The following is a 20,656-nucleotide window of genomic DNA, read 5'->3' on the forward strand; positions in this document are numbered from 1 at the left end:
GGCGATAACCGGCCTGTAACAGCCGCTCAATCCACCAGCCAGCAACAGGACAGGGGAGGCAGGCTCAGCATGTCGTTGTCCGTTGCCATGCGTTCTCCCGCACAGATGTCCTTCATGCCATCCTCCAGGAAAAAGCCGTGTTGCCTCAGGACCCCCACTGACAGAGACTGAGCCTCGTTGCTGAAGTTGCCCATCACCAGCACCCGGTTGCGGCTGTTATGGGGATCCGTTCGTGTAAAGACCAGCAGATGAGGATTCTCCACCGCCAGCAGATGGCGGTTGTCGAAGTCGGCAAAAGCTGTGAGCTCCTTGCGCAGGGTGATCATGCGCTTCAGGGCGGTGAAGATGCGCTGCTCCACGGCACCCGTCTCGTGGCGTTTCGCCGCCTTGTTCCAGTCGAAATGGGAGCGGTGCATCCAGCGGTTGTCGGCGGCCTTGGAGGGGTCCGCCAGGTATTCCAGGCTGTTGAGGGTGCCGATGGCGTCGCCGTAGTAGAACAGCGGGATGCCGCCGAAGGACAGGATCATGCCGTGCAGCAGGACGATGGTCCGGATGGCGGCGTCGATGGCTGCCTCGTCGCCGGTCTCCTGAGCCACTTCCAGCCCCACCTCCAGGCCCACCAGGGAGGCCAGGGCGCCGGAGATGCGGGCGTCCCCCGTCCTGGGGTTCTCGCCGAAGGGCAGGCCCCGGGAGACGGAGCCTGGATGGCGGCCGGTGAACCAGTCGATGAGGAAGCGCCGGTGGGCCGCCGGCTCGTAGCCCGCCAGGCGGATGTCGTGATCGTCGAAGCCCAGGCCGATGTCGTCGTGGCAGCGCACGTAGTTGAGCCAGGTGGCCCGCTCCAGCTTGCTGGGCAGGCTGCGCACGCCCTGGCTTAGCACCCGGGCGTTTTTGGTGGCCACCGCGTCCCACAGCAGGGCCATGAAGGTGGCGTTGTAGGCGATCTCGCATTCCTTGGCGTTGATGGCGTCTTCCCCGAAGTACTTGGAAATCTCGCCCGGGGCGACGATGGCCTCGGCGATGAACAGCACGCCGGGGGCCGTGACCTGGCAGCAGTCCTTCATCAGCTGGAGGATCAGGTGGGCCTCCCGCTCGTTCTGGCATACGCTGCCCAGCTTTTTCCACAGGAAGGCCACGGCGTCCAGGCGCAGGATGTCGGCGCCCCGGTTGGCCCAGAACAACAGGATGTCCACCATCTCGATGAACACTGCCGGGTTGCGATAGTTCAGGTCCCACTGGTAGGTGTTGAACACGGTCATCACCCACTTGCCCATTTCCTCGTCCCAGGTGAAGTTGCCCGGGGCGGTGGCCGGGAAGATCTCCGGCATGGTTTCCTCGTAGAGGTCCGGCGTCTCCCGGTCATCGAAGACAAAATAGTAGTCCTGGTATTTTTTCTCACCCCGCCGGGCCCGCTGGGCCCACTCGTGTTCCTCCGAGGTGTGGTTCACCACCACGTCCAGGGCCAGCAGCATGTCCCGCTTGCGCAGGGTGGCGGCCAGGGCCTCCACGTCGGACACGGTGCCGAAACGGGGGTCGATGCGATAGAAGTCCCGCACCGCGTAGCCTCCGTCGCTCTTGTCCGGGGGGCAGTCCAGCATGGGCATGACGTGGAGCAAGTTGATGCCCAGGTCCTGAAGGTAGGGCAGGCTGGACCGCAGGCCCTGCAGATCATCGGCGAAGCGGTCGCAATACAGGGCCATGCCCACCCACTTCTGGCTCAGGAACCAGTTGTAGTCCTTCTCCCGGGCCAGGTCGGATTTCTTCAGGACGGGGGCGCGTTCGATGTAGCGCAGGGCCAGGGTCTCCACCAGCCTGGCCATCTGGGCCTTGAAGTCGTCCCGCTGGCCATACAGCAGGTGGAACAGGGAATGGATGGCGTAGAAATTGGCCCCCAGGCGGGTATAGAAATGACGCATGCGCTGGTTGCCGTTCTCGGGTTTCAGGCCCGAGAGGATGTCATTCAGCAGGGAGTGGGATGCCTGTTCGTACATGATGGATCAATGACCTATGCTGGCCGCCAGGGGACGGTACTGGAGGCCGTAGAACATCTCCAGATAGCGCCGGGTCTCGGCCCGTTCCAGATTGCTGACGTATTTCCAGAAACCATAGACCCGGGCCAGGGTGAGCATGCGCTCCGCATAGCGACGCCAGGTGTAATTGGCTTCCACCCGCTCCAGTGAAGCGTTGGACAGGGTGGCCCAGTAGCTCTCCTCCTCCTGGCAGCGATGGAAGAACCGGGCCATGCGCGCGGCGGCGGCGTCGCCGTGGTTGGGGTCGATGTGGAAACCGGAGATGCCGTCCTCGATGATTTCCCGGGGACCGCCGAAGCAGGTGGCGAAGGTGGGCAGCCCCGAGGCCATGGCCTCGATGACCGTCAGGCCGAAGGCCTCGAACAGGGCGGGCTGCACGAAGGCGCCGCGCCGGTCCGCCACCCAACGGTACAGCTCCCCCGCCGTGGCCTTGTCCAGGTGCAGGCCCAGCCAGCGCACCTGGTTGTCCAGGCCGTGCTGTTCCATGAGCTGGTGCATGCGGTGGATCTGGTCCCGCTCCTCGTTGTCGCCGGACCGGTTGGGGTCCACGTGGCCGGAAACAACGACGAGATTGGCCAGGTTGCGCAGTTCATCGTTGCGGCCGTACCAGTCCACCAGGCCGGTGATGTTCTTGATGCGGTCCATGCGGGCCATGGTGAACAGCACCGGCTTGTCCGGATCGATGAGGGTGCCCCGGGCCTCGGCGTCCACATTGCGGCCCAGCACCAGTTCCTCGATGCGGGGCCGCAGATGGGCAAGGCGTCGCTCGACGGCGCTGTAGGGAAAGTACACCTCCGGGTCCGCCCCCGGCGAGACGATGTTGAACTTGGGGTCGTACACGTCCGTGCCCTGCACCACCCGGTACAGGCCCGGCAGGGTGAAGGCCATGTAGGACTCGTACTGGCCCAGGCCCTGGGCGGTGCCGGCGATCTCCTGGTAGGTGGAGGTGATGATGAAGTCCGCCGCGTTCATGGCGATGAGGTCGGCGGTGAACTGGGTGGCGAAGTGGTATTGGGGGTCCAGGTCCCGCCAGTACAGGTCGGAATACAGGTACTTGGTCTTCTCCAGGGCGTGGGCGATGTTGCACTGGGTCACACCCAGGCTGGAGGACATGAGGGTGGCCACCAGGTTGCCGTCGGAATAGTTGCCGACGATGAGGTCCGGACGGCCGTGGAGCTCCGCCAGCAGTTCACGTTCTGAATCGGCGGCGAAGCGTTCCAGGTAGGGCCACACCTCGAAGCGGGAGATCCAGTGGGGTAGCACTTCGCCGGCGTCATTGCGGAAAGGCACCCGCAGGATGCGGGCATTGCGGGTGCCGGCGATGGGCTCCAGGCGCTGGTCGCAGGTGGTGCCCTGGGCGTCCGGGATCAGTCGGGTGATGACCACCACCTGGGGGTCGATGTCAGCGAGACCCTGTTTGCCAAGGCGCCGGCGCATGTCCTCCTCCAGGGCACGCACCTGGTCCAGGATGTAGACCACCTGGCCGCCTGTGTCGGGCCGGCCCAGCACGTTTGACTGACCGAACCAGCCATGGGGAGAAAGGATAGCCACGGAGAAGATCATGGGCATTCGGGCCAGGAAGGCCTCCATGATCTGGGGCGACGGGGCCTCCAGCAGGTCCCGCAGCAATTTCATGGTGGCCCGCACATGGCCGGCCTCCGCGCCCCAGCCGGGCTCGAAACCCAGGTTGCGCAGCGGCTGGGCGAGCTCGGCCCAGGGCGTGGAGGCTGGCAGGTCCTGCAGATGATCTTCCGCCTGGCGCAGGGCCGTGCGCAGGCTGGACAGATCTTCCACCTCGGCACTGAGCATGAGCTGCTGGTCCCGGCAGCGGTGCACCCGCAGGAAGTCCAGCAGGCGCAGGGCGCCCTCCTCCAGGGTCTCGAACATGCGGCTGGACAATCGCCGGTTGAGGAACTGCACCCCCTGGCCGATGGAGTCCGCCTCCTGGAGCTTGGGGGTCTCGCGGGTGAAGGGGGCCACGTCGAACTCCAGGGTCCAGGCCCCCTCCTCCACCCCGGCCGCCAGGCGCTCCTTGAAGTGGAGATAGGCGGCGTTGGAGACTTCCTCCACCCCCATGGTCTCCACGTGGATGCGCAGGTAGAGCCAGCGGGCCACCCGCAGCCTCAGGGCCAGGTACACCCAGGCGTGGTTCACCGCCGCCTCCTGGCAAAGGTGGATGGCCTCGGAGAGGGGCGAGCCCTGGCCGGTGCGTCCAGGGGAAACGCCGGGCCGGCCCAAGTTTCCCCTGGCCCCCTCGCGGGGAGGCTCATCCTGCAAGGATGAGTCGGGGGTACAACCAATGTCACCCGCCGCTTGCAGTTCGGCATAGGCATCCAGGATCTGGCTGCGCAGCAGGAAGCCCTGCTCCGGGGACATGAGACGGTGCAGCACGCAGTGGGCCTCGCTGCGGTTGGCCAGTAGATAGTCGCGCAGACGCTGGGGCAGATCCTTGTGGCGGGTCATCCTTACTCCCAGGCCTTGAGGAATTGCTGGTAGAAGGCCCGGTCCGCCACGGTGGCACCCCGCACGCCGACGATGGCGGAGGCGAAGGCCTGGGCCCGCTCCAGGGTGGCGGCCAGGGGCCAGCCCCGCAGTTGGCCCAGCAGGAAGACGGAGGTGAAGGCGTCCCCCGCCCCTACCGTATCCACCACCCGGGTGGCGGGCACGGGCCTGACGCTCTCCGCCTCGCCCGTGGCGCTCAAGGCCAGGGCGCCTTCGCTGCCCCGGGTGAGGATGAGATATTCCAGGCTGTACCTGGCAAGGAACTGGCGCGCCCGCTCCTCGGGGGCATCCTGACCTGGCACCAAGGTCTCCAGTTCATCCTGGTTCAGCTTGATCCAATTGGCCTGGACGGCCCAGCGCAGGACATCGTCCGCCACCCACCAGGGGGTGCGCAGGTTCACATCCAGGAAGACAGGGATTTCATGGTGCCGCACCAGGGTTTCCAGGGTGGTGCGGGATTCCTCACGGCGCAGGGCCAGGCTGCCGTGGTAGAGAAACGCGGGGCGTTCCAGTTCCGGCACCTCGGCCAGGTAGATGAAGTCGTAGGCCTGGTCGGGCAGGATCTCGAAGCGGGGCTCACCGTCCACCAGTTCGATACGCACCGCGCCGGTGGGATGCTCCGCATCGACCTGGAGGCCCGATGTATCCATGCCCCAGGCCTCCATGGCCAGGCGCACCTGGCGGCCGGCGTCGTCCTCCCCCACCCGGCTGATGCACAGGGGGTTCTCGCCGAAGCCCCGCAGGTGCCAGGCCACGTTGAAGGGGGCGCCCCCGAGCACTTCGCTACCATCCGGGAAACGGTCGAACAGCACTTCGCCGAAGAGGACGGGACGGGGGTTTTCCTGGTTCATTTTTTAGATCTCCAGCCAGAGGCGGGTAGCGGGGATGAAGTGGGCCACTCCCTCCAGAATGCCGGCGCTGTAATTGCCGTTCATGCCCCCCAGCCCTCCCTGGGCCAGATAAAGGGTGGCGCCGTGGCCCTGACCCACGGCCCGGGCCACGGCCTGGTTCCGCACCGTTTCCCGGGCATTGGCCACCAATACCGAGGGCACCTCGCTTTCCAGCACTTCCATGTCGTTGCCGCTGTCGCCGGCGAAGACGGTGTGATCCAGGGGAATGCCCAGGTGTTCCCGCAGGAATTCCAGCGCGTGGAGCTTGCTGGCCCGGGCGGGCAGCACGTCCAGCAGGCCCGTGGCCGTGGTCTCGTCCACGCTCCACACCAGGTTGCAGCGGGCGCCAGTGGCGTCCAGGCGGGCACGCACACGGGCCATGAGATCGGCGGGGTCGTCCAGGGGATCGGCGTAGTAGCTCAGCTTGCAGGGCCCCTGCTTGGCCGCTTCCTGCAGACGCAAGCCCTCGACGTCCGCCAGCACGGCGGCCAGGTCGCCATGGCTATTGCCCTGCCAGTCTGCCGCGATGGCCTCCTGCCAGTCCGGGCGTTGCCGCCATGCGTGGCCCCGCACCTCATAGATGCTTGTACCGACGTCGCCGATGACAAAGTCGGGCGTAGGCAGGTCGAATTCGGCCATGGCCTGCTCCACCAGGGCCTTGTGGCGGCCGGTCACGTAGGCCAGCTTGACCTCGGGCAGGGCCACGAAGCGGCGGAAGCGGGGCCGGGCCAGGGGGGATTCGGGCTGGGCACCGTTGGGCAGCAGGGTGCGGTCCAGATCCGTGGCCAGCAGGATGGGGGTTTCAAGATCCATGGGTACCTCCCTGTCTGCTCCCCCCTTTGGAAAAGGGGGGTTGGGGGGGATTCCAGTGTCGCCATGCCCCACATGAATACTCAAATCCCCCCTGCCCCCCTTTTGCAAAGGGGGGTGGCCGCACGCCTGGCGCAGACGCCATTCAACCGGCCTCCGCCCTGGGCACCGTGCAGGCGCCATAGAAGTCATAGTGTTCGATGGCCTCCAGGATGCCCCGGGCATAGCCGGCCTGGGCGAAGTAGATGCGCTCCGCTTCCGCCAGGGCCCGTAACTCGTCGTTGTGGCGGTTGGCCACCACCACCGCCAGGGTATTGCCCCGCATCATGTCCTCGTCGGCGCCGGAACCACCGGCCGCCAGGATGTGTTCCAGGGGTATACCCCACTGGTCGGCGAACCAGCGCACGGCGAAGCCCTTGGAGGCCCTGATGGGCAACACGTCCAGGAACTGGCCGAAGGACAGGGTGACATTCACGGTCTGGTCTCCCTGGTGCAGCAGGCGGTTGATCTCCTCCAGGGAGGGAGCGACCTGGGGGTCGATGTAGTAGCTCACCTTGAACCGACCCTGGTCCTCCTTGGGCTGGCGCTTGAGGCCTGGCAGTTCATCCAGGATGGCGCGAACAACGGTGGGGGTCCACAGGTGGTCGATGTGGCGAGCCCAGGCCTTGTCGATCTGGTACTCCGGCGCGAAGTGGATCTCCGTGCCCAGGCTGGTGACGAGCACATCGGGCATGGGTATGCCATGGCGGCGCATGACCTTCAGGGCGGACTCCAGGGAACGGCCCGTGGCGATACCGAAGCTTGCGCACTTGCGGTGTTCCCGAACCACACGCACGAATTCGGTAAGGGACTCCTGGTCCCCCAGCAGATTCTGGTCCAGGTCCGTGAAGATGGCCCGGTCGTGGTAGAGATGGGGCCGGCGCGGCGGCGGCACCCGCGCAGGAGTGCCCTGTTCCAGCAAGGGCTGCAGGGCAGCGATGTAGCGCTGGGCGTGGGCTTGCCAGGAGTAGTGGCGCTGCACGCCCTGCAGGCCCGCCCGGGCCAGCCGTTCCCAGGTCGTCCTGTCCTTCAGCACCTCCACCAGGGCCGTCGCCATGGCGTCCGGGTTGAGGGGATCGATGAGAAAGCCGTTCTGGCAGTTGCCGATGATGTCCCGGGGACCGCCGTCGAAGGTGGCGACGATGGGCAGGCCGCTGGCCGCCGCCTCGATGAGGGTAAGGCCGAAGGGTTCGGTGAGGGCCGGGTTGATGAACACCCCGCCGGAGGCCGCCGCGAGTCGGTACAGGACAGGCACCTCGTCCCGCCGGTGATGCTTGGGATAGGCCACCTTGCCGTAGAGATCGTACCGGTCGATGTCCAGCAGCAGGTCCGTGAGCACCGTCTGGGCGCCGATATCCAGGTCGCGAACGTCGTCCCGATTGCCCGCCACCACCACAAGGTTGGCCAGCTCCCGGAGTTCCGGCGACTCGCCATAGGCCTTCACCAGGGTGGCGATGTTCTTGCGCTCGTCCGGGCGGGAAAGGGCCAGGATCATGGGCTTGGCGGGGTCGTCCAGGAACCGGTTCACCTGACTGGCGATGGGTGCCTCACCTTCGCTGCCGTCCGGGGGCATGAAGCTTTTCAGGTCCGTGCCCGGCGGAACCACCTGCATCTGCTCCGGCTGGTAATGATCGTAGAGGCCGTACTGCTCCTCGATCTCGTTGGACGTGGAGGTGATGACCAGGGAGGCGGCACCCAGGGTCAATTCCTCCGCTTCCACGCGCCTGGCCATGTGGTAGCGGGCTTCGATCAAATCCCGCTTCAGGCCCGAGGCGATGAGGCGGCGACGCTTCACCCGGCCCAGGGAATGACCCGTGTGCACCAGGGGCACGCCCAGCAGATTGGAAAGGCGTGTCCCCACGTAGCCCGCGTCGGCGTAGTGGCTATGGACGATGTCCGGCGACAGCCCCTCGTTGCGCAGGAAAGCCAGGGCGTTGTCTGCAAAGGAATCCAGGTGGTCCCAGAGTTCCTCCTTGCGGATATATCCTTCGGGTCCGGCATCGATGCGCACGATACGGGCCTTGGGGCTCAGGGTTTCAATGCTCTTGGCGTAGTCGCCGCTGATATGCGGGTCCGCAACCCGGCGGGTCATCAGGTCCACCCGGGCCACCCCCGGCAGTTCCGCCAGGGCCCGGGCCAGTTCCAGCACATAAAGGGTCTGGCCACCGGTGTCCGCGTCCCGGCCCAGTTCCAGGTTGCTGCCACGGATGAGACCGTGGACACTGACTAGCAGCAGGTAAAGCCCTTGGGGGCCCGGCTTGGTGTCAACCCGCTTCATGGACATGCTCCCCCGTAGGTCCCACCTTGGGTCGCCCTGGGAAGGGGGGCGTCACCCCAACCCACGAAGGGCAAGCAAGCCAGGATTTATCATCAATATACGCCATATTCTTTAATAAATTCATGCATTTATGCTAACATGCATTTTACTTTTGTGCAATATTTTCTAGCCTATCCTCGTGCTCGCCAACTCTGACCTGACGCACCAAGCCAGCTAGAATCACCTCCCTTCCAACCTAAATTCTCGAGTCCCGTTCCATGGCCCAGTACGTCATGTCCATGCTCCGCGTGAGCAAGATCGTCCCCCCCAAGCGCCAGATCATCAAGGACATCTCCCTGTCCTTCTTTCCGGGGGCCAAGATCGGCCTGCTGGGCCTGAACGGCTCCGGCAAGTCCACCGTGCTGAAGATCATGGCTGGCGTGGACATGGAATTCGACGGCGAGGTGCAGCGCCTGGCCGGCATCTCCATCGGTTACCTGCCCCAGGAACCGGAGCTGGACCCCGACAAGACCGTGCGGGACGAAGTGGAGGCGGGCCTGGGCGAAGTCATGCAGGCCCGACAGAAGCTTGAGGAGGTCTACGCCGCCTACGCCGAGCCGGACGCCGACTTCGACAGGCTGGCGGAGGAACAGGGCCGCCTGGAGGCCATCATCGCCGCTTCAGGCAGCGATGCGGAACACCAGATGGAAATCGCCGCCGACGCCTTGGGCCTGCCGGCCTGGGACGCGGTCATCAAGAACCTGTCCGGGGGCGAGAAACGCCGGGTGGCCCTGTGCAAGCTGTTGCTGCAGAAGCCCGACATGCTGCTGCTGGACGAGCCCACCAACCACCTGGACGCGGAATCCGTGGAATGGCTGGAACAGTTCCTGGTGCGTTTCCCCGGCACCGTGGTGGCCGTCACCCACGACCGCTATTTCCTGGACAACGCCGCCGAATGGATTCTCGAACTGGACCGGGGCCACGGCATCCCCTGGAAGGGCAACTACTCCTCCTGGCTTGAGCAGAAGGAAGCCCGCCTGGAGACCGAGAACAAGCAGATCGACGCCCACATGAAGGCCATGAAGCAGGAACTGGAATGGGTGCGCCAGAACCCCAAGGCCCGCCAGGCCAAGTCCAAGGCACGCCTGGCCCGCTTCGAGGAGATGAACTCCGTCGAATACCAGAAGCGCAACGAGACCCAGGAAATCTTCATCCCGCCGGGCGAACGCCTGGGCGACAAGGTCATCGAGTTCAAGAACGTCAGCAAGAGCTTTGGCGACCGGTTGCTCATCGACGATCTGAGCTTCCAGGTGCCCCCCGGTGCCATCGTCGGCATCATCGGCCCCAACGGCGCCGGCAAGTCCACCCTGTTCAAGATGCTGCAAGGCCGCGAACAGCCGGACAGCGGCGAGATCGATATCGGCTCCACCGTGAAGATCGCCTCCGTGGACCAGTCCCGGGAAGGGCTGCCGGACGACAAGACGGTGTTCGATGCCGTGGCGGAAGGCCAGGATATCCTCACCGTGGGCCGCTTCGAGATGCCCAGCCGGGCTTATCTCGGCCGCTTCAACTTCAAGGGCGCCGACCAGGGCAAGATCGTCGGCAAGCTGTCCGGCGGCGAGCGGGGCCGCCTGCACCTGGCCAAGACCCTCATCCAGGGCGGCAACGTGCTGCTGCTGGACGAACCCTCCAACGACCTGGACGTGGAAACCCTGCGCGCCCTGGAAGACGCCCTGCTGGAGTTCGCCGGCTGCGTGCTGGTCATCTCCCACGACCGCTGGTTCCTGGACCGCATCGCCACTCACATCCTGGCCTGCGAGGGGGATTCCCACTGGGAGTTTTTCGCCGGCAACTACCAGGAATACGAGGCGGACAAGAAGCGGCGCCTGGGGGAGGAAGGTGCGAAACCGAAGCGGATTCGGTATAAGCCTATTTCGCGGTAAGTCTTAATCGCTTGTTGTGATTTGTAGACAATCTGAAAGAGCAGGATAGGCGCCTGATTCCCCGAGGGAAGACACACAATGCTTAGGAAACTAACACTCTCAAATTTCAGTGTATTCGGGGAAGCTCAGATTAGTTGGGCGGCCGGATTAAATGTCATCGTTGGCGAAAATGGCACGGGCAAAAGCCAATTGATGAAACTCGCTTATTCGTTAGGCTGGGTAAGTCAGGCACAAGGGCTGGCAACTCGACAGACCAAGGATGAACTACAGCGCCGTATTGCCGACAAGATTGTGGGTACCTGCCGACCTGAGTATCTTGGCCGTATGGTGTCGCGCAAGCAAGGCAGAAATCGGTGTGAGGTTATGGTCACTTTCGCTTCGCCCGCAAAATCCTCTTTCAGATTTTCTTTTGCTTCCAATAGCCGTAGCGAGGTGAAAATTGAAAAGATGCCGGAGGCCTATTTAGCTGCCGCACCAGTATTCATCCCTACTCGCGAAATGCTCTCGATCTTTCCTGGGTTCATTGCTGCCTACGAGGCACGCGAATTGGAATTCGAAGAGACCTACTACGACATTGCCCGTGCCTTGAACGCGGCAGCCCGAAAACGACGGACAGCACCTGTTGAAGCAATGATCGAACGTATCGAGAAGCTGCTCAAGGGGCGTATTCGTTTAGATGCCGGGCGCTTTTACCTTTTGCCAGATCAACCAGGGCAAGGCCGCATTGAAATGCCCCTTATTGCTGAAGGCATGCGTAAGCTCGCAATGCTCGCTTACCTATTGATGAATGGGGCACTGCGCGACCGGGGCACGCTTTTCTGGGATGAACCTGAAACAAACCTAAATCCGAAGTTGATGGTGCTCGTTGCCGAGGCTTTGGTGGAACTAGCAAAACAGGGCTACCAAGTAGTAATTGCCACGCATAGCCTTTTCTTGCTGCGTGAATTATCCATTCAGATCGCGAAGAGTCAGACGCCACCCGATGCCAGTTTTATTTCTCTGGATCGGCAGGAAGATGGCACCGTTACTGTCAATCAAACGAGTACGACGGAAGAGCTAGATCCACTCTTGATGCTTGATGAGGATTTAAGGCAGTCAGACCGTTACCTTGAATTGCCCTGAGGTAGGCACATGCCGAGCGTAACCGAAAAAGCTTTCACCTACGTTTTCCCCGCCAATTGGAGAGCTGAGAAATTTGACAAGGACGCCTTCTATCTAGGCCACTTCAGTTCGTTTGCCGGCGGCACGAAGGCGGTTGATGTGCTTGCGTTTGGAGACGACAACGAATTGTGGTTGATTGAACAAAAGGATTACCGTCAAGGCGCACAGATCAAGGCTGTCGAGTTGCTGGAAGCAGTCGCCAGGAAAATGTCCGGCACGCTTGCATGCCTTGTTGCCGCACGCAGCCGTGCCGCCACAGGATCGGCCTCTCAGATACTCGCGCATGACGCACTGCACAAGTACAAGGTACGTTGTGCACTTCACATCGAACAACCCCAGAAGCCATCAAAGCTGCATCCCCAAGTCATCGACCCAAAATCAATACGCGATAAGCTTCGCCAGACACTTGGTGCAATCGATCCGCATTCCGAAGGTGGCGACAAGAGTGTGCTGAACGGTCGCGGTCGTCTCCCTTGCGCCATAACCTAATGGCGTGATCCCCCAACACCTCATTCGCTTCGACCTAAACCTGGAAAGCTTCAAGCGGGCCCTGCCCGCCGTGGCCTTCTTCGCCGGCTTCCTGTGGGACGCCCTCACCCTGGGCCGCTCGGTAGCCCCCCTGGACTTGTGGATCCTGACGGCCTACCTGGCGGGGGCCGGTGGGCTGCTGTGGTTCCTGGGCAAGCGGCAACTGGCCTTATCAACCCTGTCAACCTTATCCCCCCAGCCCGCCGAGCCGGGCCAGCCCACGGAGCAAGTTCCCTGGTGGCGAGAATCCGGCCCCTACTTCCTGCTCCAGTTCCTGTTCGGCGGCCTGTTCTCCGCCCTGTTCATCTTCTACTTCAAGAGTTCCAGCCACTTCCTGGCCTTCCTGTGGGCCCTGGGCCTGGGAGGGCTGCTGGTGGCCAACGAATTCCTGGAGGACCGCTACCGCCGCTTTACCCTCACCTGGGCCCTGTTCGGCCTGTGCGCCATGCTGCTGCTGAACTTCGTGGTGCCCCACGTGGTGGGCAGTATCTCCGTGGCCTGGTTCATCCTGAGCACCCTGGCCGGCGCGGGTCTGGCCCATTTTCTGCACCTGAAAACGCCGGGCCAGCCGGGGCGTATCCGCCCCGTGTGGGCCATCGCCGCCGGCCTGCTGCTGGCCTATTTCCAGGACGTCATCCCCCCCGTGCCCCTGGTGAAGAAGGATATCGCCGTGGGCCATGCCCTGGCCAAGGCCGAGGGTGACTATGTGCTGAAGCAGGAGAAGACGTCCTGGTGGGTGTTCTGGCGCCGGGTGTCCAAGGAGGTGCACGTGAAGCCCGGGGAGCGTATCTACTGCGTCTCCGCCGTGTTCGCCCCCACGGGCCTGGACACCCGCCTGTACCACCGCTGGTCCCATTACGACGACGACCGGGGATGGGTCACCACCTCCCACATCGGCTTCGGCCTGGCCGGGGGCCGGGAAGGGGGCTACCGGGGCTACACCTGGAAGCAGAACCTGGCCCCCGGCGAATGGAAAGTTGCGGTGGAAACGGAGAACGGCCATACCGTGGCCGTGCACCGCTTCGAGCTGTCGGCGGAGCCCCTGGCGGACGGCGCCCCCATGGTGGAAAAACGATTCTGAAGGCCGTGGACGCGCCGGCCTGCACCACCTACCAGCTCCGCATCCATGTCCCCCGGCCCCTCCGCATCGCCGTGGGCCGCCTGGGCTGTTTCGGCTTCCCCGCCGGGGACTATGTCTACACCGGCTCCGCCCGGCGCAATTTCCAGGCCCGCATCGACCGCCACCTGCGCAAGGAAAAAACCCTGCGCTGGCACATCGATTACCTGCTGGCCGCGCCAGGGGTGACGGTCACCTCGGTCCATCCCTCCCGCGAGGGCGAATGCGCCCTGAACCAGGCTACCGATGGGCACATCGTCGTGCCAGGCTTCGGCGCCTCCGACTGTAGGCGTGGCTGCGGCAGCCACCTTAAATATCTGGGTGCCGGCGCCCTTCCCGTCTCCAATGCCAGGCTGGCCGTTGGGAATGACTGGGGATAGCATCTGCCCCACCACCCCCGGCAGGCCACCCGCCGGGACAAAACAAAGAAGGCGGCGACCCCGCCCCAGGAGGCCAAATGAACAAGAAGCCCACCCCCACCCAGGCAGCCTCACCATCGCCGGAACCCACCCGCACCGGCCTTTCAGCCGCCACCATCCGCCAGGCCTTCCTGGACAACCTGTTCTACGTGCAGGGCCGCTTCCTGGAGGTGGCCACCCCCAACGACCTCTACCAGGCCCTGGCCTACACCCTGCGGGACCGCCTGCTGCACCGCTGGGTAAGCACGGTGCAGACCTACAGGGAGACCGACTGCCGCACGGTCTGCTACCTGTCGGCGGAATACCTGCCCGGCCCCCACCTGGGCAAGAACCTGCTCAACCTGGGCATCATGGACAACGCCCGGGAGGCCATGGCGGACCTGGGCCTGGACCTGGACGCCATCCTGGAGCAGGAGGAGGAACCGGGCCTGGGCAACGGTGGCCTGGGGCGCCTGGCGGCCTGCTTCATGGATTCCCTGGCCACCCTGCAGATCCCGGCCATCAGCTACGGCATCCGCTATGAGTACGGCATCTTCGACCAGGTGATCCGGGACGGCTGGCAGCTGGAGACCAGCGACACCTGGCTGCATAACGGCAATCCCTGGGAGGTGCGCCGGCCCAACGTGAGCTTCGAGATCATGGTGGGCGGTGCAACCGAGACCTATGTGGACGGCCAGGGCCGGCCACGGACCCGCTGGTTCTCCAGCGACATTTTCCGGGGCGTGGCCTTCGACACCCCCATCCTGGGCCACGAGGTCAACACCGTGAACCTGCTGCGCCTGTGGGCCGCCGAGGCGCCGGAGTCCTTCGACTTCCAGACCTTCAACCAGGGGGACTACGCCGGCGCCGTCATGCGCAAGGTGCGTTCCGAAACCGTGAGCAAGGTGCTCTACCCCAACGACGAGGTGGACAGCGGCAAGCGCCTGCGCCTCATGCAGCAATACTTCTTCGTCTCCTGCTCCCTCCAGGACATGATCCGCATACACCTCACCACGGCCCGGCCTCTGGAGAAGTTCCACGAGAAATACGCCGCCCAGCTCAACGACACCCATCCCACCATCGCCGTGGCGGAACTCATGCGCCTGCTGGTGGACGTCCACGGCATGGACTGGGACACGGCCTGGGGCGTCACCACCCGCACCTTCGCCTACACCAACCACACCCTGCTGCCCGAGGCCCTGGAGAAGTGGCCCCTGCCCCTGTTCGAGAACCTGCTGCCCCGGCACCTGGAGATCGTCTACGAGATCAACCGCCGCTTCCTGGACGACATGCGCCTGCGTTACCCCTATGACGAAGCACGCATCGCCCGCCTGTCCATCATCGACGAGACCGGCCCCCGCTACGTGCGCATGGCCAACCTGGCCTGCGTGGCCGCCTTCGCCATCAACGGCGTAGCCGAGCTGCACACCCGCCTGCTGGGGCAAACCGTGCTGAAGGACTTCCACGACACCTGGCCTGAGAAGTTCCAGAACAAGACCAACGGCGTCACCCCCCGGCGCTTCATGGTGCTCTCCAACCCGGGCCTGGCCGGCCTGCTGGACGAAAGCCTGGGGCCGGAATGGATCAAGGACCTGGACCGCTTGCGGGGCCTGGAAAAATTCGCCGACGACGCCTCGTTCCAGGCCCGCTGGCAGACGGTGAAGCGGGAACGCAAGTCCCACCTGGCGGACTACATCGCCCATATCCAGGGCATCAGACTGGACCCGGACAGCCTGTTCGACATCCAGGCCAAGCGCATCCACGAATACAAGCGCCAGCACCTCAACGTGCTGCACATCGTCGCCCTCTACAACCGCCTCAAGCACGGCCTGGACCTGCCCCCGCGCGCCTTCGTCTTCGGCGGCAAGGCCGCGCCGGGCTACGCCATGGCCAAGCTCATCATCAAGCTCATCAACGCCGTGGCCGAGGTGGTGAACCGGGACCCGGACATCCGTGGCCGCATCAAGGTGGTGTTCGTGCCCGACTACAGTGTCAAGACAGCCCAGCACGTCTACCCTGCCGCCAACCTGTCCGAGCAGATCTCCACCGCCGGCAAGGAGGCCTCCGGAACGGGCAACATGAAGTTCTCCATGAACGGCGCCCTCACCATCGGCACCCTGGACGGCGCCAACGTGGAAATCCGCGAGGAGGTGGGGGCCGACAACTTCTTCCTCTTCGGCCTCACGGCGGAGGAAGTGGAGCGGGTGAAGCAGGCCGGCTACCGCCCCGCCGACCTCTACCACGGCCACGAGGAAATCCGCGCCGCCCTGGACCTCATCGCCAGCGGCTTCTTCTCCCACGGCGACCGGGACCTGTTCCGCCCCCTGGTGGACCAGCTCATCCAGCATGACGAATACCTGGCCCTGGCGGACTTCCCCACCTACGCCGAATGCCAGGGCCGGGTGGGGGACGTGTACCGGGACGAAAAGCTCTGGACCCGCATGTCCATCCTCAACGTGGCCCGCATCGGCAAGTTCTCATCGGACCGCACCATCGCCGAATACTGCCGGGACATCTGGCGGGTGGGGCCGGTGCCTATCGAGTTGAAGCTGTGATGAGGCCATAGACACCCCATGACGCTAGCCAATTACGTATATGTTGATAATATACAAACATGATTGATCTCGGCTTGGTCACCGGCTTCGACTGGGATTCCGGCAATGCCCGGAAGAACGAAAAGCATGGCGTCACGGCAGCGGAAGCGGAGCAGGTCTTCTTCAACCAGCCTTTGCTGTTGCTGGAAGACATGAAACACAGTCTGGACGAACCGCGTTTCCATGCGCTGGGGCATACCCACGACGGCCGCCTGTTGCACCTCACCTTCACGCTACGTCATGAAGGCACGAGCATCCGGGTGATATCGGCGCGGGACATGCATCGGAAAGAAAGGGCTATCTATGAGCAAGCGACTTAAACCCATTCCTGCCTTCAAGACGGAGACCGAGGAACGCGCGTTCTGGGAAACCCACGACAGCGCCGAGTACGTGGACTGGTCCAAGGCCCAGGCCACGGTGCTGCCCAATCTCAAGCCCACCACCCAGACCATCTCCCTGCGCCTGCCCCTGCATCTGCTGGAGACCATCAAGGCCGCCGCCAATGCCCGGGACGTGCCCTACCAGTCGCTGATCAAGGTCTGGCTCCAGGAGAAGGTTGAGCAGTAGTGATTTCTGAAAATGCCTGCGCAACTTCGGGGAGATAGACCATGAACCACGACACCAACATCGCCCTGCTCATCGACGCGGACAACAGCCCGGCCAGCAAGATCGAGCAGATCCTGGACGAGTTGGCCAATTACGGCGTCATCAACATCCGCCGGGCCTACGGCAACTGGAAGAGTCCCCACCTGAAGGGCTGGGAGGCGGTGCTGCACGAATTCGCCATCCAGCCCGTGCAGCAGTTCGCCTACACCAAGGGCAAGGGGGCCACGGACGCGGCCATGATCATCGACGCCATGGACCTGCTGTACACCAAGAGCCTGGACGGCTTCTGCCTGGTGTCCAGCGATTCGGACTTCACGCCCCTGGTGATGCGCATCCGCGCCAACGGCCTGAAGGTGTTCGGCTTTGGCGAGAAGAAAACGCCGGAGCCCTTCGTCAACGCCTGTTCCAAGTTCCTGTACCTGGAGAACCTGGGCAACCTGGAGCCCGCGCCTCCGCCTACGGAGGCCCCGGGGACCGCCAGCCCAGCGGCAACCAAGGCTCCGGCTCCGGCCCAGCCGGCCAAGCTCAGCGCCAAGGAACTGCGGGGTAACGGACGCCTGGTGAGCATGCTGCGCATGTCCGTGGAGGCGGCGGCCGACGAGGAAGGCTGGGCGGGCCTGGGGGCGGTGGGCCAGCACATCTCCAAGCAGGCCTCCTTCGATGCCCGCAACTACGGCTATGCCCGCCTGAAGGACCTGTTCCAGGCCATAGGGCTGTTCGAGATGCGCACCAGGGACAAGAGCATCTACGTGCGGGACAAGCGCCAGACTTCTGCCCAGGCCGAGTAGCATCCTGGACCTGAGAATACTGGCCAACTCATCTCTGCTATCCACGTAATATCCCTGTGCCAGGCTGCATTGCTTCCGACTGAGCCCCAGACTTTGGGAACCACCTGAAATACTAAGGGGCCCGTATCGGTAAGGAGCATTTCCCTTGGCAATCTAAGTTCAATCCTAGCGCCATGAACCGTTCCGAATGGCCCATTGCGGCCCGCTATCATCAGTTCGAATTCGCCTGGTCACTGCCAATACTATGTGCCCGGGCAGAATAGCCCTGTTCCACAACCATCCTTGGGAGAATGACATGCCTTATATCAAACCCTCACTGCTGATCACCACGATTCTCGGCCTCGCCATGGCCCAGCCCGCTTCGGCTTTGGAAACTGCGGATGCCGGGAAATTCATTGCCGACCTGTCCGCCGCCCATGCCGGATTCGAAGTGGCTGTCCCCGTCTTCACCCTGAACGACGCCAACAGCGATGGCTACCCGGAAACCATCGACGTCAAGTACGACGTTTACAGCCTGGGCACCACCACCAAGCGGTATTCGTCCACGACGAAGACCGTCAACACCCCGGCCCTGGGAAGCTGCAACCCCGCCACCGCCGCAGATAAAACGGATTTCACCCGGACATGGGTTGGGCGCGCCACCACCAGCAAGCGCATCACCCTGGTCCTGGAAATGACCCTGGATTGCGGCGCCGAATACAACCAGCGGGTCGTGGTCTATTCCGCGGACGTTTCAGCCGGAAACAAGACCGGTGCATGGAGCTACAGCACTACAGGGAGCAAGTCGCTCATCGCCGCCAATGGCATGGATCTCGACAATGACGGTATCAACGAGAACCTGGCGATGATCTTGAGCTACGACACCGCGGCAGGTCTCAACACGAACGTCGTGCAACTGCGGTTCAGCAATGGCACGACAGTAAACAGCAAGGGGTATCCCTTTATCCGCTGATCGCTTGCTGCTGGCGATCCAACGCCGCCCCAGGGCGGCGTTGTCGTTTTTGCAAGCATCAGCCTCCAGGGCGGAGACACATGGAGATGCGCCTAGTAGTGAGGCGGAACATCCTCCCGCAGGTCCGTCTTTTCCCCAGGCGCCATCTGCTGCATCTGCTGGAACAGCGCCCGCAGCTCATCCTGGAGCAGGTTGATCTGTTCCTGTTGCCGGGAAACGGTGTGGTTGAGTTCCTCCACCAGGTCTTCTGTGAAGCTGAGCTTGATCTCGAGTTCGGTAAGACGTGCTTGGGTATCCGCGTTCATGCCTGACGCCGTCTCGGTCGGTGAATGAAGGGGGCCATTGTAGGTTGAAGGAGTGTCTACAGCCTCGGCAACGCTGTAATCGGGTGCATCTCGCACTATTTCAGTGCACCAAACCTCGGATGTTTCTGCTCTGCCATCCCGGCGCCCTGGCCGAAGGCCCGCAGTGGATAGCCTTGCAACCCTTGCGCTTATTCCCGACACAAATGGTATGGATTATGCGTCTAGGCACATATAGAATCGCGACAGATTATTAGCATGTACTGATTCTTGAATACACCACAATTACAGGAGACTGCCATGGAACTGTTCGCCAGATACCCTTTGCTGCCAGCAATGGCCATGCTCGTTGCCTCCTTTGGCCTTCATGCCCAGGAGCCTGCATCGGCCAAGGTTGCGACCCAGGACATCGCATGTCATGCCCTGATGACCGAGAAGGAATGCATGACATTCCGCTCCACCCTGGGCTCCCTGCCCCTCGGCAAGTCCCGGGACCATTTCATGGCCGAGCACACCGCCTTGATCCGGGAGCGGGAACGCCTGTGCAGTTGCTCCCGCGCCAAGGCGGATACCGTCATCTACTATCCCGACGTAAAACAGCTGGCGTTGCGTTCCTGACAGCCTGCGGCGTCTGGGCGACAAGGGCCTTCCCGCAACAAACCTGGTTGGGCACATAATCAACCTCACCGTAATGGGGTGGGTGTAAGGTGAAAGCACCCTGCTGAACGCAGGGCTGTTTTACGCAATCCACACTAGAGGTTCCCAAGATGTATGCAATCCGCAGCACGTCCCTCGGCAAGCTGGCTCTTGCCGTTCTTCCCCTTTTCCTCCTTTCTGCCTGCGCCACCACCGAATCCGTTTCCGAGCAGACGGCCCCCCTGGGCGAGAAGATAGCCGCCCTGGATTCCAGCCTGGAAGCCGGCCTGCGAACTGCCACGGCCACCGCAAACGAGGCCAAGTTCCTGGCCGCCCGCCACGATGCCCGCCTCAACGATCTGGATGGCCGCTTCAGCGCCCAAAGCCAGCAACTGGACGCCCTGCGTGATGAAATTGCCCGCACGGGCACGGAAAGCGCCCGGGCCATGGCCAAGTTGCGCAACGATCTCCTGGCCAGACAACAAGCCGACACCGAAACGACAAGGCAAGTCCTGTCCCAAGAACTGGGTCAGCAACTGGATGACAGGCTTGCCAAGGCCGAAGCCCGGATGGTTGAAGGCGCCAACACCCATACCGAGACCCGCATCAAGGAAGTGGACTCCGCGCTAAGTGGCCGCATGGACCAGATGGAGAAGCGCCTGGCCGAGGTTGCCCGCCTGGCCGAGGACGCCCTTGCCGCCCTGGGTCTGGGTCCCCGCAAGATTTACGGCAAGGTGGTGAACAGTGTCACCCTCACCGACGACAACACGCTCTTCCCGATCAATTCGCCGGACCTCGGCAGCAAGGACAAGACCAAGCTGGACGCCGTGGCCGAGTTCGTGAAGAAGCTGGACGTGAACTACCACATCGGCATCCATGGGCATACCGACGGCATGGGCTCCGACGACTACAACTACGAGCTGGCAAAGGCCCGGGCCGAGGTGGTGAAGAACTACCTGCACGAACAGAAGGGAATCCCCCTGCTGCGCATGTCGGTCATCTCCCATGGAGCCACGGACGTATCCACGTACCTCCAGGGCAGCAACCGCCGCATCGTGGTGGAAGTGTTGCAGTAAAGCGTAAAGGCGGAAGGGAGCGCGCCT

General features: G+C 63.3%; 18 protein-coding genes. 12 read left to right on the forward strand and 6 right to left on the reverse strand.

The features are described 5' to 3' along the window. Nucleotides 1-26: 26 nt before the first annotated feature. The 5 genes from H6935_04745 to H6935_04765 all read right to left on the reverse strand — a co-directional run bounded on the left by H6935_04745 (nucleotide 27) and on the right by H6935_04765 (nucleotide 8,549). Entirely contained in the window at nucleotides 27-1,991 is a 1,965-nt protein-coding gene (locus tag H6935_04745; protein MCP5277654.1) for an alpha-amylase, read from the reverse strand. Nucleotides 1,992-1,997: 6 nt separating this feature from the next. Then, nucleotides 1,998-4,406, reverse strand: coding sequence for a sucrose synthase (locus H6935_04750; GenBank protein MCP5277655.1), 2,409 nt, complete (start codon nucleotides 4,404-4,406; stop codon nucleotides 1,998-2,000). An 89-nt stretch (nucleotides 4,407-4,495) separates the two neighbouring features. Next, nucleotides 4,496-5,383 (reverse strand): carbohydrate kinase, encoded by an 888-nt coding sequence (locus H6935_04755; protein MCP5277656.1) that lies wholly within the window; start codon nucleotides 5,381-5,383, stop codon nucleotides 4,496-4,498. A gap of 3 nt (nucleotides 5,384-5,386) precedes the next feature. Next, nucleotides 5,387-6,235 carry an HAD-IIB family hydrolase gene (locus H6935_04760; GenBank protein MCP5277657.1) on the reverse strand — a complete coding sequence of 283 codons (849 nt, stop codon included), beginning with the start codon at nucleotides 6,233-6,235 and terminating at the stop codon, nucleotides 5,387-5,389. Between the two features lie 142 nt (nucleotides 6,236-6,377). Continuing rightward, nucleotides 6,378-8,549, reverse strand: coding sequence for an HAD-IIB family hydrolase (locus tag H6935_04765; GenBank protein MCP5277658.1), 2,172 nt, complete (start codon nucleotides 8,547-8,549; stop codon nucleotides 6,378-6,380). A 257-nt stretch (nucleotides 8,550-8,806) separates the two neighbouring features. Here H6935_04765 and ettA point away from each other — a divergent pair, with 257 nt between their 5' ends. The 10 genes from ettA to H6935_04815 all read left to right on the forward strand — a co-directional run bounded on the left by ettA (nucleotide 8,807) and on the right by H6935_04815 (nucleotide 18,615). Next, nucleotides 8,807-10,471, forward strand: a complete 1,665-nt coding sequence (gene ettA, locus H6935_04770; protein ID MCP5277659.1) for an energy-dependent translational throttle protein EttA — start codon at nucleotides 8,807-8,809, stop codon at nucleotides 10,469-10,471. A gap of 78 nt (nucleotides 10,472-10,549) precedes the next feature. Beyond that, the gene (locus H6935_04775) at nucleotides 10,550-11,593 is read left to right on the forward strand and encodes an ATP-binding protein (GenBank protein ID MCP5277660.1); all 1,044 of its coding nucleotides are present in this window, start codon (nucleotides 10,550-10,552) and stop codon (nucleotides 11,591-11,593) included. Nucleotides 11,594-11,602: 9 nt separating this feature from the next. Then, the gene (locus tag H6935_04780) at nucleotides 11,603-12,121 is read left to right on the forward strand and encodes a hypothetical protein (GenBank protein ID MCP5277661.1); all 519 of its coding nucleotides are present in this window, start codon (nucleotides 11,603-11,605) and stop codon (nucleotides 12,119-12,121) included. A 22-nt stretch (nucleotides 12,122-12,143) separates the two neighbouring features. Further along, on the forward strand, nucleotides 12,144-13,241 hold the full coding sequence (locus tag H6935_04785; protein MCP5277662.1) for a DUF2914 domain-containing protein: 1,098 nt from the start codon (nucleotides 12,144-12,146) through the stop codon (nucleotides 13,239-13,241). Beyond that, complete coding sequence (locus H6935_04790) at nucleotides 13,130-13,657, forward strand: GIY-YIG nuclease family protein (protein MCP5277663.1); 528 nt, start codon at nucleotides 13,130-13,132, stop codon at nucleotides 13,655-13,657. Before H6935_04785 ends, H6935_04790 begins: the two co-directional genes overlap by 112 nt. Before the next feature lie 77 nt (nucleotides 13,658-13,734). Next, nucleotides 13,735-16,230, forward strand: coding sequence for a glycogen/starch/alpha-glucan phosphorylase (locus H6935_04795; protein MCP5277664.1), 2,496 nt, complete (start codon nucleotides 13,735-13,737; stop codon nucleotides 16,228-16,230). Between the two features lie 59 nt (nucleotides 16,231-16,289). Next, nucleotides 16,290-16,589, forward strand: coding sequence for a BrnT family toxin (locus H6935_04800; protein ID MCP5277665.1), 300 nt, complete (start codon nucleotides 16,290-16,292; stop codon nucleotides 16,587-16,589). Next, nucleotides 16,573-16,836 (forward strand): BrnA antitoxin family protein, encoded by a 264-nt coding sequence (locus tag H6935_04805; GenBank protein ID MCP5277666.1) that lies wholly within the window; start codon nucleotides 16,573-16,575, stop codon nucleotides 16,834-16,836. The genes H6935_04800 and H6935_04805 overlap by 17 nt, the downstream gene beginning before the upstream one ends. Before the next feature lie 41 nt (nucleotides 16,837-16,877). Further along, nucleotides 16,878-17,663, forward strand: coding sequence for an NYN domain-containing protein (locus H6935_04810; protein MCP5277667.1), 786 nt, complete (start codon nucleotides 16,878-16,880; stop codon nucleotides 17,661-17,663). Nucleotides 17,664-17,958: 295 nt separating this feature from the next. Then, complete coding sequence (locus tag H6935_04815; GenBank protein MCP5277668.1) at nucleotides 17,959-18,615, forward strand: hypothetical protein; 657 nt, start codon at nucleotides 17,959-17,961, stop codon at nucleotides 18,613-18,615. 92 nt (nucleotides 18,616-18,707) lie between these two features. Here the strand turns inward: H6935_04815 and H6935_04820 are convergent, their stop codons facing one another. Continuing rightward, on the reverse strand, nucleotides 18,708-18,920 hold the full coding sequence (locus tag H6935_04820) for a SlyX family protein (protein MCP5277669.1): 213 nt from the start codon (nucleotides 18,918-18,920) through the stop codon (nucleotides 18,708-18,710). A gap of 297 nt (nucleotides 18,921-19,217) precedes the next feature. Between H6935_04820 and H6935_04825 the strand changes: the two genes are divergently transcribed. Both H6935_04825 and H6935_04830 read left to right on the forward strand, forming a co-directional pair. Continuing rightward, nucleotides 19,218-19,535 (forward strand): hypothetical protein, encoded by a 318-nt coding sequence (locus tag H6935_04825; GenBank protein ID MCP5277670.1) that lies wholly within the window; start codon nucleotides 19,218-19,220, stop codon nucleotides 19,533-19,535. A gap of 149 nt (nucleotides 19,536-19,684) precedes the next feature. Next, nucleotides 19,685-20,629, forward strand: coding sequence for an OmpA family protein (locus H6935_04830; GenBank protein MCP5277671.1), 945 nt, complete (start codon nucleotides 19,685-19,687; stop codon nucleotides 20,627-20,629). Nucleotides 20,630-20,656: the final 27 nt, after the last annotated feature.

Origin of the sequence: Thiobacillus sp. (assembly GCA_024235835.1) — a bacterium.
Taxonomy (GTDB): domain Bacteria; phylum Pseudomonadota; class Gammaproteobacteria; order Burkholderiales; family Thiobacillaceae; genus PFJX01.

Excerpts from the sequence above, each read along its gene's own strand:
- H6935_04745 (MCP5277654.1), bottom strand. The coding sequence starts at position 1,991 with ATGTACGAACAGGCATCCCACTCCCTGCTGAATGACATCCTCTCGGGC.
- H6935_04750 (MCP5277655.1), bottom strand. The coding sequence starts at position 4,406 with ATGTCCCCGGAGCAGGGCTTCCTGCTGCGCAGCCAGATCCTGGATGCC.
- H6935_04755 (MCP5277656.1), bottom strand. The coding sequence starts at position 5,383 with ATGAACCAGGAAAACCCCCGTCCCGTCCTCTTCGGCGAAGTGCTGTTC.
- H6935_04760 (MCP5277657.1), bottom strand. The coding sequence starts at position 6,235 with ATGGATCTTGAAACCCCCATCCTGCTGGCCACGGATCTGGACCGCACC.
- H6935_04765 (MCP5277658.1), bottom strand. The coding sequence starts at position 8,549 with ATGAAGCGGGTTGACACCAAGCCGGGCCCCCAAGGGCTTTACCTGCTG.
- ettA (MCP5277659.1), top strand. The coding sequence starts at position 8,807 with ATGGCCCAGTACGTCATGTCCATGCTCCGCGTGAGCAAGATCGTCCCC.
- H6935_04775 (MCP5277660.1), top strand. The coding sequence starts at position 10,550 with ATGCTTAGGAAACTAACACTCTCAAATTTCAGTGTATTCGGGGAAGCT.
- H6935_04780 (MCP5277661.1), top strand. The coding sequence starts at position 11,603 with ATGCCGAGCGTAACCGAAAAAGCTTTCACCTACGTTTTCCCCGCCAAT.
- H6935_04790 (MCP5277663.1), top strand. The coding sequence starts at position 13,130 with ATGGAAAGTTGCGGTGGAAACGGAGAACGGCCATACCGTGGCCGTGCA.
- H6935_04795 (MCP5277664.1), top strand. The coding sequence starts at position 13,735 with ATGAACAAGAAGCCCACCCCCACCCAGGCAGCCTCACCATCGCCGGAA.
- H6935_04800 (MCP5277665.1), top strand. The coding sequence starts at position 16,290 with ATGATTGATCTCGGCTTGGTCACCGGCTTCGACTGGGATTCCGGCAAT.
- H6935_04805 (MCP5277666.1), top strand. The coding sequence starts at position 16,573 with ATGAGCAAGCGACTTAAACCCATTCCTGCCTTCAAGACGGAGACCGAG.
- H6935_04810 (MCP5277667.1), top strand. The coding sequence starts at position 16,878 with ATGAACCACGACACCAACATCGCCCTGCTCATCGACGCGGACAACAGC.
- H6935_04815 (MCP5277668.1), top strand. The coding sequence starts at position 17,959 with ATGCCTTATATCAAACCCTCACTGCTGATCACCACGATTCTCGGCCTC.
- H6935_04820 (MCP5277669.1), bottom strand. The coding sequence starts at position 18,920 with ATGAACGCGGATACCCAAGCACGTCTTACCGAACTCGAGATCAAGCTC.
- H6935_04825 (MCP5277670.1), top strand. The coding sequence starts at position 19,218 with ATGGAACTGTTCGCCAGATACCCTTTGCTGCCAGCAATGGCCATGCTC.
- H6935_04830 (MCP5277671.1), top strand. The coding sequence starts at position 19,685 with ATGTATGCAATCCGCAGCACGTCCCTCGGCAAGCTGGCTCTTGCCGTT.